Raw genomic sequence first — 11378 nt, 5'->3', positions numbered from 1 at the left:
AGGGTCCATTCCGAAGGAACGGAAGACCGAGTGAAGGGGCTCGATCGCGTGACGTTGAAGGTGTTGGAGCACGAGCAGGGCGAGTGGGCCGTGCTCCAGGTCTGCGGCGAAATGGATCTGGTGACCTCTCCCTCGGTGCGGCAGCACGTGCACGACGCCGTCGCCGACGGCCGCCGGAGCCTCGTGCTCGACCTCGGGGAGGTCCGCTTCTGCGACTCCAGCGGCGTCGGCGTGCTCATCGCCGCCCGCCGCCTGATGCGCTCCTGCCAGGGCCGGCTGCGGCTGATCCTGCCGGCCCAGGGCGCCGTGGAGGGCTCGCACGTCAACAGGGTGCTCTCCGCACTGGGCGTGCGCCGGCTCTTCGACGTCTACCCCGACCTCGACAGCGCCACCGACGGCCGGGACGCGCCCGAGGAGCGCACCGACCCGCTGTCCGCCTGACGGCACGCCGCATCCCCTCAGCGCTGCCCGTACGGCAAGCGCGCCCGTACGACGAACCCGCCGTCGTCCGTCGCGTGCGCCCGCAGCGTCCCGCCCAGGCTCTGTGCCCGCTCCCGCAGGCCCACCAGCCCGTGACCGCCGCCGGGCAGCCCCGGCGCCGGCACGGCCGCGTCCGCCGGCCCGTTGCGGACCTCCACGTCCAGCCCGGACGCGTCCTGCGTCACCCGCACCCGCACCTTCGCGCCCGGCGCGTGCTTGCGCACGTTGGTCAGCGCCTCCTGCACCGTACGGAACGCGGCCCGTTCCACGGCCTCCGGGCGCTCGACCGCCGGGTCGCACCCGTCCTCGAAGGTGACGTCCAGCGCGCTCAGCTCGACCAGCCGCGGCAGGTCCGACAGCCGCGGCTGGGGGGTGAGCTCCTCGGTGTCCGCGCCGGCCGCCCGCAGGATGCCGACCATGTGCCGCAGCTCGTCCAGCGTGCGCACCGACAGCTCCCTGATCGTGCGCGCGCCCTCGCGGGCCCGGCCGTCCTCGGTGCTGATCTGCACCGCGCCTGCCTGCAGGCTGATCAGGCTGACCTGGTGGGCGACGACGTCGTGCATCTCCCGGGCCAGCCGGGCCCGTTCGGTGGCCAGCACCCGGTCGGCCAGCAGCCGGTCCTCGCGGGCCCGGCTGCGGGTGAGCTCCTCCAGCCGGCCCGCCAGCTCGCCGCGGGTGCGCACGAGCAGCCCGAAGGCGATGGGCGTGGTGGCCACGACGACCGCGTCGAGCAGGTCCACGCCCGTCTGCCGGCGGTTCAGGGCCAGGCTCGTCACCGGGTACGGCAGGAACTGCGCGGCCGCCATCAGCAGCCCCGCACCGGCCAGCAGCCGCCGGTCGGTACGCCGCGAGGCCACCGTGTACAGCGCGAACATCGGCGCCAGCCAGACGAAGGAGAAGTACATCCCCGGCAGCGTGAGCAGGAAGACCGTCACCGGCAGGCGCCGGCGCAGCGGCAGCACCACCGCCGCCAGCAGCGACGTCCACAGCGGCAGGCCCGGCTTCAGGCCGTTGACCAGCAGCGCGTCGCCCATCGCGAAGAGGGCCGGCCCCAGCACCGGCGCCCACGACGGCAGCCGGGCCGGCCGGACGGTGCGCCACCGGCTCACCGCTCACCGCGCCCGTGGTGATGCCCCCGGCCCTCCGCGGGCCGCGCCTCGCCGCCCACCAGACCCGCCCGGTCCGCGATGATCGCGGCCTGGACGCGGTTGAGGCCGCCCAGCTTGCCGAGCACCGCCCGCACATGGTCCTTGACCGTGCTGGGCGCCAGCCCCATGCGCGCCGCGATCTGCGGATTGGCCAGCCCCTCGCCCAGGTGCCCGAGCACCTCCCGCTCCCGCGGGGTCAGCGAGCGCACCGCCTCCGCGGCGGTGCCGGCGGCGTCGGCCGCCAGGTAGCCGCCGATGACCGCCCGGGTCACGCCCGGCGCCAGCACGCTGCGGCCCGCGGCCAGGGCCCGTACGGAGCGGACCAGTTCCTCGGGGTCGGTGTCCTTCAGCAGGAAGCCCGTCGCGCCCGCGCGCAGCGCCGCCGCGACGTACTCCTCCGTGTCGAAGGTGGTCAGCATGGCCACCACCGGCGGCTCCGGCCGCTCGCGCAGCGCCCGCAGCACCGTCAGGCCGTCCACGTCCGGCATCCGGATGTCCAGCAGGACGACGTCCGGCGCGCACTCCTCGACGGTGGCCACCGCCCGGCCGCCGCCGCAGTCGCCGACCACCTCGACGTCCGGTGCCGTCCCCAGGATCATGCGCAGCCCGGAGCGGACGAGCTGCTCGTCGTCCACCACCACAACGCGGATCACCGTCCGTTACCTCTTCATTCTCCGCCGGCCCTCTTCTCCCACCGGGATCCCTCCAGCCTGCCCCACCCCCGGCAGGGCAGCGGGGGCACCCCCGCCGACCGGAGGGGGTGGGCCCGGACCACAGACGGATTCCCCCCGACCGCCCCGGGGCGGCAGAGTGCTGTCCATGCTGCACCATGTGGGGCCGGGCCCCCGGAGACCGGCCCGCGCATGGCGCGCCCGCACGCTGGTCGCGGCCGGTGTCTGCACCGCCGCCCTCGCGACCGGCTGCGGCCCGCAGTCGCAGGCCGCCGCGCCCCCCGCCCGCGGCGGCCTGTCCGTTTCCTACGACGTGCCCACGGCCGGCGAGAGCGACGAGCGCGCCTTCCTCAAGGAACGGCGGCTGCCCGAGCGCGTCGCCGACGACCTCAACGGCTCGCTGCGGCTGCGCAAGCGCATCGACATCATCGGCACCACGTGCAAGAAGGACGCCACGCCCGAGTACGACCCGGAGACCGCGCGCATAGTGCTGTGCTACGGGTTCGTCCGCGAGGTCCGCTCGATGTTCGAGGCCGACGGGGCCGCCGCCCCCGCCGACCGCACGGCGGGCGTGATCAGCGAGACGCTCTACCACGAGGCCGCCCACGCCCTCATCGACCGGCTCGACCTGCCGTTCACCGGGCGCGAGGAGGACGTCGCCGACCAGTTCGCCGCCTACCGGCTGCTCGACCAGGGCGCCCCCGGCCGCGCCGCGCTGCTGGCCGCCGCCGACAACTACGCGCAGTACGCGCGCGAGAGCGACCCCTCCGACACCGACCCCTCCGACGAGCACGCGCCCGACGCCGTGCGCAGCGCCAACTACCGCTGCTACCTGTACGGCGCGGCGCGCGGCCCCGCCGCCGGCGAGCGGCCCCGGCTCGTCGACGGCAAGCGGCTGTCGAAGGAACGGGCCGCGCTGTGCGAGCAGGAGTACGCGAGCCTGCGCCGGGGCTGGACCCGCCTGCTGGCGCCGTACGCGGCGGCCCGGCGCTGACGGCTCACGGGCGCTGACCCTTCACGGGTGCTGACGGCTCACGGGCGCCGACCGCGCATGGGCGCCGGCCGCTCACGGGCGCGTCCAGAACGGCGGTGCCGACGGTGCCGGGCCCAGCGTGGTCGTGCCGGGCGCGGCCCGGTGGCCGAGCCCGGTGCGGTACGCGTCCAGCGCCGCCTCCGTACGCCCCGTACGCCGCAGCAGGTCGCCCAGCAGCCGGCACAGATCGGCCAGGTCCCCCGCCGCGCCCGTGCGTTCCAGCAGGGACAGCGCCGCGCAGTAGTGCTCCTCCGCGGCCTCGGTGTCGCCGCTCTCCTCCGCGATGAGCCCCAGCAGCCGGTGGGCGCCGCCGGCGTGGACGGCGCCGCGCTCGGCGCCCAGGGCGTGCGGCGACAGCAGCGGCCGCAGCAGCGCCTCGGCCTCCGCGGCCTTGCCGCGACGGCGCAGCACGTCCGCCAGCTCCACCTCCACCTGCACGGTGAACAGGGCCGCGCGCTTGGAGGCCAGCATGTCGCGGGCGGTGCGCAGCTCCGTCTCGGCCTTGCGCAGGTTGCCGTCCTGGGCGTGGACGTAGCCGCGCATCCAGTGGCAGTGGGCGAGCTCGGTGCGGATGTGCAGCTGCTGGTAGAGCTCCTGGGCCTTGGCGAGGGAGGCGTCGGCGTCCGCGATGCGGCCCTCGGCGATCAGGGTGCGGGCCACGCCCCGGTGCATGCCGGCGACGAGCGCCGGGTCGTCCACCTGGGGTGCGAGCGCGAGGGCGAGCTCGGCGGCGTGCGCGGCCCGGGCGTGCGCCCCCATGTCCATGTACGGCGCGATGGCGGCGGTGTAGAGCAGCAGCAGGGCGTTCGGGTCGTGCATGCCGGAGGCGTTGAGCTCGTCGAGCGCGGTCTCCAGCAGGTAGCAGGCGTAGCGCAGCTCCCCCGCCAGCAGATGGGCGGTGGCGCGGCCGCGCAGCGCGGGCACGCGGCGCGGCAGCGGCTCGCGCGCGAGCAGCGCCTCCGCCTCGGCGAACAGATCGCGGGCACTGGTCAGTTCGCCCGTCTCCAGGGCGCAGTCGCCGAGCCCCAGCAGGGCGGTGAACTCCTCCCCCGGCAGGCCCAGCCCGGCCGCCTCCGTGCGCAGCGCCGCGAAGAGGCCGGCCGCGTCGGCAGCATCCCCTGTGGCCAGGGTGCGCCGGGCGTCGGTCAGCCGCAGCCGCAGGTCGGTGGCCAGGTGCGGGGGCCGGCCGGTGGCCAGCTCCTCGACCGTGGTGCCGAGCCGGCCGGCGAGGTGGCGCAGGGCGGTCTCGGAGGGCCGTACGCGCCCGGCCTCCAGGGTGGAGACGTACGCGGCGGTATAGGCGGGTTCGGCCAGTTGCTTCTGGGTCAGCCCCTTCTCCGTCCGTAGCCGCAGGACGCGGCGTCCGATGTCACCGGGCTCGTCCATCGGTATGCCGTGGGTGCTGTTCTCGGCCACTTCCGCCCCTCGGTACATTGCGCGCGTCGATCACGCCGTACGTTAAATCTGCTTACGTGAGGATGTAACCGTGCCATCCGTGCCGAAGTCGCCCGCGCTCACCCGGGTGGGGGACACCGTCCGGCAACCCGGGCTCGTACTGACCGATCGCTTCTTCGACGTCCCCCTCGACCACGCCCGACCCGACGGCGAGCAGATCCGCCTCTACGGGCGCGAGGTCGTCGCCGCCGGGCGGGCCCACGAGGACCTGCCGTGGCTCGTGTACCTGCAGGGCGGCCCCGGCTTCCCCGCCGGGCGCCCCGTAGGACGCGAGAACTGGCTCGACCGCGCCCTGCAGGAGTACCGGGTGCTCCTGCTCGACCAGCGCGGCACCGGCCGCTCCACCCCCGCCAACCGGCAGACGCTGCCCCTGCGCGGCACCCCGCAGCAGCAGGCCGACTACCTCGCCCTCTTCCGGGCGGACTCCATCGTCCGCGACTGCGAGCACATCCGCCCCCGGCTCACCCGCGGCCGCCCCTGGAGCGTGCTCGGGCAGAGCTTCGGCGGCTTCTGCGCGGTCACCTACCTGTCGTACGCACCCCACGGCCTCGCCGAAGTCCTCATCACCGGCGGGCTGCCCGGACTGACCGCCGACGCGGACGCCGTCTACCGCGCGGCCTACCCGCGCATGGAGCGCAAGACCCTCGCCCACTACGCCCGCTACCCCGGCGACGAGGCCGCGGCCCTGCGCATCGCCGAACACCTCGCCGGCACGCGGGAAGTGCTGCCCGACGGCAGCGAGCTGACCGTGGCCGCCTTCCAGCAGCTGGGCATCCTCCTCGGCTCCGGCGACGGCTCCCACCGGCTGCACTACCTGCTGGAGGACGCTTTCGTCCCGACGACCGCCGGCCCCCGGCTCTCGGACTCCTTCACCGAACAGGCCGCCGCCCTGCTCTCGCGCGCCGGCAGCCCGCTCTACACGCTCCTCCATGAGGCCATTTATGCCCAGGACGGGCGGCCGACGCACTGGTCCGCGGACCGCATACGCGCGGAATTCCCGCAGTTCGAACGGCACTTCGAGGGCGACGGGCCGCTGCTGTTCACGGGCGAGACCGTCCATCCCTGGATGCTGGAGACCCAGACGGCCCTGCGCCCGCTGCGCCGCACCGCGGAACTGCTGGCCGAGCGCGAAGGCTGGACGCCCCTGTACGACGCGGACCAGTTGGCCCGCAACGAGGTGCCGGTCGCGGCCGCCGTCTACCACGACGACCTGTTCGTCGACACCGCCCACTCGCTGCAGACGGCCCGCTCCATCGCGGGGCTGCGCACATGGGTGACCGACGAGTACGAGCACGACGGCGTACGGGCCGGCGGCGGCAGGGTGCTGGACCGCCTACTGCGGCTGGCGCGGGACGAGGCGTGAACCTCATGTAACGCTGCGTGGTAAGAAATTGACGGGTGATCACCCATTGTCATACCCCTCTCGAAGCCTCTACGTTAAGCGACGCCTTAACGCGACTTAACTCACCGCTTTAGGCGGTGGGTTTCGCTTCCGAGAGGAAACCCCCCATGCGCAGACGAATATCCGCAGTGGCGGGCGTGGCAGCAATAGCCGCGCTCGCTACCGCTGCCGGCACCGGTGCCGGCAGCGCGTCGGCCGCCCCGCACACCACCCCCCGCCAGTCCGTCGAGTACTTCACCGAACCCGGCGGCCACCCCCACCACCGCACCGTCCCCGCCTCCCCCACCTCGCCCCGGCAGCTGGTGCGCCCCGGCGGCAAGGCCCTCAAGGGCGACGGCGCCGTCACCTCCATCGTCAACAACGGGCCCGTCGGCTCCAAGCTCGACGTCGTCTTCATCGGCGACGGCTACACCGCCGACCAGCAGCAGGCCTTCCACGACGCGGTCCGCACCAAGTGGGCGAAGATGTCGGCCGTCGAGCCCTACGCCTCGTACAAGGGCCTGTTCAACGTCTGGGCCGTCGACGCCGTCTCCCAGGACTCCGGCGTCTCCGGCGACCCCGCCCAGGGCGTCGTCAAGAACACCGCCCTGGGCTCCGCCTTCTTCTGCGACGGCGTCGAGCGCCTGCTGTGCGTGGACACCGGCAAGGTCGAGACCTACGCCGCCAAGGCCCCCGCCGCCGACCTCGTCGTCGTCCTCTCCAACTCCACCAAGTACGGCGGCGCCGGCTACAACGACGTCAAGTCGCAGGTCGGCTACGACGGCATCGCCACGGCCTCCTCGAACAACGACAAGTCCGACCAGGTCGCCGTCCACGAGACGGGCCACTCGCTGGGCAAGCTCGCCGACGAGTACCAATACGACGAGTACGGCACGTACACGGGCAACGAGCCGTGGGAATCCAACATCACCAAGACCGCCACCGGCGCCAAGTGGTCCCGCTGGGCCGGCCAACCCTCACCCGACGGCGGCACGGTGGGTGCCTACGAGGGCGGCGGCTACTACCCCAAGGGCATCTACCGCCCCACGGAGAACTCGATCATGCGGTCGCTGGGCCGCGAGTTCAACCTGCCCGGCCGCGAGGCGATGATCGCCGGCTTCTACCGGCACGCGAGCGTGATCGCCCCCGCCGACGGCACCACCGGCAACGGCGACCGCGTCGGCCGCAACACCCGCATAGCCGTCCGCGAGGGCGCCCCGGCGACGACGTCCCTGTACTGGTACGTGGACGGCCACGAGGTCAGCTGGGCCCGCAACCGCACCGCGGTCACCCCCCGCACCCTGGGCGTCCCCACCGACGGCACCCCCCACTGGGTGACGGCCTGGGCCCTCGACCAGAACCCGGCGGTACGGGACCCGGCAGTGACCCAGAAGATGCGCACGGCGCTGAGGTGGCAGGTCAGCGGCAGCTGACGACGGGGCGCTCCGCGCTGCGGGTGCGGCCCGGTGGGTCGGGTGGCGGAGTGTGCGCTGCGCCGCTGCGCGGCTGAAGAGCGAACCCCGCAAGGCGCAGGCACCCCAGGAGGGCAGTGAAACCCGCCGCTTCGCCGCTTGGCAGCGTTACCCCTCACCGCCAGGGCACTCCCCGCGAGTGCTCGCGCCGCCAAGACGGCACCCAACCCGGTTCGGGCCCTCCTGACAGCGCAGCGAAGCGGAGCGGCCTGTCCCCGGCGAGGGGAAACGCTGCCAGTACGGGGCGCGCCCTCAAGCCGCGCAGCGGCGACCCTCACTCCGCCGGAACAACGGCCCGGGGCACCACCCCCGCCCCGGGCTCCCCCTTCCAGCCGCGCAGCGGGTGGGCCCCCAGGGCGCAGTCCGGCCCTCCGCCCCCCAAGCCGCGCAGCGGCGCAGCGCACACTCCACCACCAAACCCACCCACCCGCAGTCAGACGGCGCCCCCGCACTTCACCCCCGCAACCGGAACCACACCTGCTTCCCGACCAGTTGCCGGCCCTCGCCCCAGGTCCACGTCTCGCCGGACTCGGCGGCGAGGCTGCGCATGATCCTCAGGCACCTACGGCCCTCGACCGACCGCGGCTCGTACACCTTCACGCGACCACCCGAGGATGTCGTCCCCACGGATACCCACACGTCCGGCCCCCGCAGGGTGACCTCGATGTCGATCGGGTCGGGCGTGCGCGGGATCATGTGCGTCACGGCATCGGACACGCACACCCGGGCGTCGTCGACGAGACCCGGCGGCTGGGTGCCGGCCAGCACCACCCCCAGCAGGTCACGGGCCACCCTGGCCGTCGGCGGAGCCGTCGGCACGGTGAAACGGTAGGTCTCACCTGTCACGAGGTCGATGGTGCTGGGGCTGCTGAGCGTCGTTCTGCGCATGCGGATCTCCCAACGGTGGTAGTCGCGCGCAACCTCACGTCGTCCGTGGCTCGGCCGTCCCCCGGGTGCCCAACAGGCATGCAGACGGCTGCACTTCGGGTCTTCCCGGTGTACTGCGCGGTGCCACGTGGGACCTTAGGGCCCACCTGTGGGACGGTGCAACAGTGGGACTTCGGGTACAAGGGTTTGAGACGTGGCACAGTAGGGCGGCACACTCGACGAGGCAGAGGGAGGGCCGATGCCGCCAAGGAGCTACCCCACCGCGCGACAGCGCCGACTCGGCGCCGAGCTGCGCAAGCTCCGCGAAAAGGCCGGCTTGTCCGGCAGTCAGGTCGCCGCTTACCTGGGCGGCGAGCGCGCACAGGTAAGCCACATCGAATCCGGCCGGTACGGCATCAGCGCGGAGAGGGTCCGGCGCTTGGCCGCCCATTACTCCGCCACGGACAAGCACCTCATCGATGCACTCGCCGCCATCGCGGACGAGCGCAGTAAGGGTTGGTGGGAAGAGTACCGGGGGATACTGTCGCCGGGATTCCTCGACCTGTCAGAGCTTGAGCACCACGCGACATACCTTCGTGCCGTGCAGATGCTGCATGTGCCCGGCATCTTCCAGACCGCCGAGTATGCGCGGGAGGTGATGTCGAACAGCGTCTCCTCATTGCCCGCACTGCCGGCGGCAGAGCTGAAGGCCCGAGTAGAGCACCGGCTCAGGCGCCGGGAGATCTTCGACAGGCCTGCGCCTCCGACGTTCGAAGCGTTCATCCATGAAGCCGCACTGCGCATGCGCTACTGCGAACCGGCGACCATGCGCGAACAGCTCGACTTCCTCAGCGACATGTCGGCCTTCCCGACCGTCACGATCCGAGTGATCCCGTTCGACAGTCGGATCACGAGCTCGGTCCACTCGCTGCTGTACGCCGGCGGACCCATTCCGCAGCTCGACACAGTGCAGATCGACAGCGCGTTTGACGCCGGATTCCTGGACGCAGAGGCGCAGCTCCTGCGATACCGGGCCCTGCTGGATTCCGTGGCGGAGATTGCCCTCGACGCCGACGAGTCCAGCAAGTTCATCCGGCAGATAGCAAAGGAATTGTGAGCAAACGGCCATGGCAGGCGAAATCAGTTGGCAGAAGTCCTCGTTCTCCGGTGGCGACCTCAACCAGGACTGCGTTGAGATAGCACGCAGCTCCGGCTTGATTGCGATCAGAGAGAGCGATGTCCCGCATGTCATCCTCACGACGACCACCCGGCACCTGCGCGACTTGATCCGAAGCGTCAAGCAAGGTGCCATTGATCACTCGATCTAGCGACTACCCATCCCCGGGCCTCCCATCAGTGCTGGTGGGAGGCCCGAGGCATGCGCGGGACCAACATAGGGACTCTCTACTCAACAGTGCGCCCTTCGCCCCACCCTTGCGCCGGGTGTGACGACGCCGCTAGCTTCCCGTTCACCGCCGATCCAGGCCGCTGATCGATGCCGGAATGGCGTTCAACTCCCCGCGCTTCCCTGGAACCAGGGAGCTGACGCGAAGAGGCGATGACCTTGCTCGTGTACGCCTACCTCACCGACCCCCTGGGCCGGCTCCTTCTCCTCATGACCGGCGATCGCCGCGACTGGGTCCTGCCTGGCGGGGACGTCGGCCCGTACGAATCCCGCCTAGAGGCGGCCGCCTACCACGCGCGGCGCATCCTCCACGTGGCCGTGAAACCCCTTCGCAGCGCGGCAGTTACCGACGACCAGCACCTGATCCACTGCCGCCCACTCACTCCACGCGGCGTCGCGAGCATCACGCTCCCGCCCCGCCCGAGCGGGAAGCCCCACCCCGCCTACCTCGACTACGCGTTCGCGCCCCTCACGGCACTGCCACCCCGCATGCGCGCCGGCCACCGGCACCTGGTGACGGCCGCGCTGCGCCCGCCCCTCCGCGTCACTTCATAAGTGTTGGAGGTACCTGAATGCCATCGACAGTCACCACCCCCGTCGCGTCGGTCGAACTCGAACTCACCGCCAAGTGCAACGAGCAGTGCAGCTTCTGCTGCACCGGCTCCGGGCCCGGGATGTCGCACGGGACCATGTCTCTCGCCGACTGGCAGCGCGTCCTCGACGAGATCGCTGCACTCCGCATCCCTGCCGTTCAGTTCATCGGTGGTGAGTCGACGCTGTCGCCGTTTCTCCCCGCTCTCGTCGAGCACGCGCGCGACCGCCGACTCGCCGTCGAGGTGTACTCCAATCTCAGCCATGTCCGGCCGGCTCTCTGGGACTTGTTCTCCCGTGCCGGCGTCCGCCCCGCCACCAGCTACTACAGCGACGATGCCGCCCAGCACGACGTGATCACCCGGACCAGGGGAAGCCACGCCCGCACCCGCGAGAACATCTGCACGGCAATCCGCCGCGGCATCCCCTTGCGGGTCGGCTTGATCCACGTCCTGGAAAACCAGCGCATCCGGCAGGCCGAAGCCGAGCTCCGGTCCCTTGGCGTACAGCACATCCGCGTCGACCGGGTCCGCAAGGTCGGCCGGGCCGCAGAACCCGCACTCTCCGAACCCGGCCTCGACGAGCTCTGCGGCCGGTGCTTCCATCAGCGTGCTGCGATCTCCCCGGACGGCGACGTCTACGGCTGCATCCTCTCCCGCCACCTCGTCGCCGGGAGCATCCGGGAGAACGGCCTCCGTGCCGTTCTCACCGGTGCTGCGTGGGCAGAGATGACCTCAACCGTGCCCGCCCCACGCACGGCCTGCACGCCCGACGATTCGAACGACTGCGATCCCGCGAACACCGAAGCGTGCCTGCCGGCCTTCCCGTCCGACGACGATGAGGACGACGGCCAGGAAAGGAAGTAGGAGCCTGCC

At 72.2% G+C, this 11378-nt stretch carries 12 protein-coding genes; 8 read left to right on the top strand and 4 right to left on the bottom strand.

From position 1 onward, the window contains the following. The first annotated feature begins 48 nt into the window (after window positions 1–48). Window positions 49–441 (top strand): STAS domain-containing protein, encoded by a 393-nt coding sequence (locus ABD361_RS01225; RefSeq protein WP_344432683.1) that lies wholly within the window; start codon window positions 49–51, stop codon window positions 439–441. 17 nt (window positions 442–458) lie between these two features. Here the strand turns inward: ABD361_RS01225 and ABD361_RS01220 are convergent, their stop codons facing one another. Beyond that, window positions 459–1589, bottom strand: coding sequence for a sensor histidine kinase (locus tag ABD361_RS01220; RefSeq protein ID WP_425583106.1), 1131 nt, complete (start codon window positions 1587–1589; stop codon window positions 459–461). Next, window positions 1586–2281, bottom strand: coding sequence for a response regulator (locus ABD361_RS01215; protein ID WP_344432682.1), 696 nt, complete (start codon window positions 2279–2281; stop codon window positions 1586–1588). The genes ABD361_RS01220 and ABD361_RS01215 overlap by 4 nt, the downstream gene beginning before the upstream one ends. A 166-nt stretch (window positions 2282–2447) precedes the next feature. Here ABD361_RS01215 and ABD361_RS01210 point away from each other — a divergent pair, with 166 nt between their 5' ends. Beyond that, window positions 2448–3293, top strand: a complete 846-nt coding sequence (locus tag ABD361_RS01210; RefSeq protein ID WP_344432681.1) for a DUF4344 domain-containing metallopeptidase — start codon at window positions 2448–2450, stop codon at window positions 3291–3293. A 72-nt stretch (window positions 3294–3365) separates the two neighbouring features. On the opposite strand, the gene ABD361_RS01205 is transcribed toward ABD361_RS01210, so the two are convergent. Continuing rightward, a complete protein-coding gene (locus ABD361_RS01205; RefSeq protein ID WP_344432875.1) occupies window positions 3366–4718 on the bottom strand; it encodes a helix-turn-helix domain-containing protein in 1353 nt (450 codons plus the stop codon). A gap of 100 nt (window positions 4719–4818) precedes the next feature. Between ABD361_RS01205 and ABD361_RS01200 the strand changes: the two genes are divergently transcribed. Then, on the top strand, window positions 4819–6150 hold the full coding sequence (locus ABD361_RS01200) for an alpha/beta fold hydrolase (protein ID WP_425583105.1): 1332 nt from the start codon (window positions 4819–4821) through the stop codon (window positions 6148–6150). A gap of 146 nt (window positions 6151–6296) precedes the next feature. Continuing rightward, window positions 6297–7601 (top strand): M64 family metallopeptidase, encoded by a 1305-nt coding sequence (locus tag ABD361_RS01195; RefSeq protein ID WP_344432680.1) that lies wholly within the window; start codon window positions 6297–6299, stop codon window positions 7599–7601. A 492-nt stretch (window positions 7602–8093) separates the two neighbouring features. Here ABD361_RS01195 and ABD361_RS01190 read toward each other — a convergent pair whose 3' ends face one another. After that, complete coding sequence (locus ABD361_RS01190) at window positions 8094–8528, bottom strand: hypothetical protein (protein WP_344432679.1); 435 nt, start codon at window positions 8526–8528, stop codon at window positions 8094–8096. Window positions 8529–8766: 238 nt separating this feature from the next. On the opposite strand from ABD361_RS01190, the gene ABD361_RS01185 reads away from it, so the two are divergent. The 4 genes from ABD361_RS01185 (at window position 8767) to ABD361_RS01170 (ending at window position 11369) form a co-directional block, all read left to right on the top strand. Continuing rightward, window positions 8767–9624: a helix-turn-helix domain-containing protein gene (locus tag ABD361_RS01185; protein ID WP_344432678.1), complete on the top strand. Its 858-nt coding sequence runs from the start codon at window positions 8767–8769 to the stop codon at window positions 9622–9624. A gap of 10 nt (window positions 9625–9634) precedes the next feature. Then, on the top strand, window positions 9635–9835 hold the full coding sequence (locus ABD361_RS01180) for a DUF397 domain-containing protein (protein WP_344432677.1): 201 nt from the start codon (window positions 9635–9637) through the stop codon (window positions 9833–9835). A gap of 230 nt (window positions 9836–10065) precedes the next feature. Further along, complete coding sequence (locus ABD361_RS01175) at window positions 10066–10467, top strand: NUDIX hydrolase (protein WP_344432676.1); 402 nt, start codon at window positions 10066–10068, stop codon at window positions 10465–10467. A gap of 17 nt (window positions 10468–10484) precedes the next feature. Continuing rightward, window positions 10485–11369 (top strand): radical SAM/SPASM domain-containing protein, encoded by an 885-nt coding sequence (locus ABD361_RS01170; protein WP_344432675.1) that lies wholly within the window; start codon window positions 10485–10487, stop codon window positions 11367–11369. The last annotated feature ends 9 nt before the right edge of the window (window positions 11370–11378 follow it).

The sequence above is a fragment of the Streptomyces luteosporeus genome (genome assembly GCF_039532865.1).
Classification (GTDB): Bacteria; Actinomycetota; Actinomycetes; order Streptomycetales; family Streptomycetaceae; genus Streptomyces; species Streptomyces luteosporeus.
The sequence above is the reverse complement of the archived record's forward strand: the minus strand, read 5'-3'. Positions and strand labels throughout refer to the sequence as shown.

What these genes read in the sequence shown, in the direction of transcription:
- ABD361_RS01210 (WP_344432681.1), top strand. Translation starts at nt 2,448, where the DNA reads ATGCTGCACCATGTGGGGCCGGGCCCCCGGAGACCGGCCCGCGCATGG.
- ABD361_RS01205 (WP_344432875.1), bottom strand. Translation starts at nt 4,718, where the DNA reads ATGGACGAGCCCGGTGACATCGGACGCCGCGTCCTGCGGCTACGGACG.
- ABD361_RS01195 (WP_344432680.1), top strand. Translation starts at nt 6,297, where the DNA reads ATGCGCAGACGAATATCCGCAGTGGCGGGCGTGGCAGCAATAGCCGCG.
- ABD361_RS01190 (WP_344432679.1), bottom strand. Translation starts at nt 8,528, where the DNA reads ATGCGCAGAACGACGCTCAGCAGCCCCAGCACCATCGACCTCGTGACA.
- ABD361_RS01185 (WP_344432678.1), top strand. Translation starts at nt 8,767, where the DNA reads ATGCCGCCAAGGAGCTACCCCACCGCGCGACAGCGCCGACTCGGCGCC.
- ABD361_RS01180 (WP_344432677.1), top strand. Translation starts at nt 9,635, where the DNA reads ATGGCAGGCGAAATCAGTTGGCAGAAGTCCTCGTTCTCCGGTGGCGAC.
- ABD361_RS01175 (WP_344432676.1), top strand. Translation starts at nt 10,066, where the DNA reads ATGACCTTGCTCGTGTACGCCTACCTCACCGACCCCCTGGGCCGGCTC.
- ABD361_RS01170 (WP_344432675.1), top strand. Translation starts at nt 10,485, where the DNA reads ATGCCATCGACAGTCACCACCCCCGTCGCGTCGGTCGAACTCGAACTC.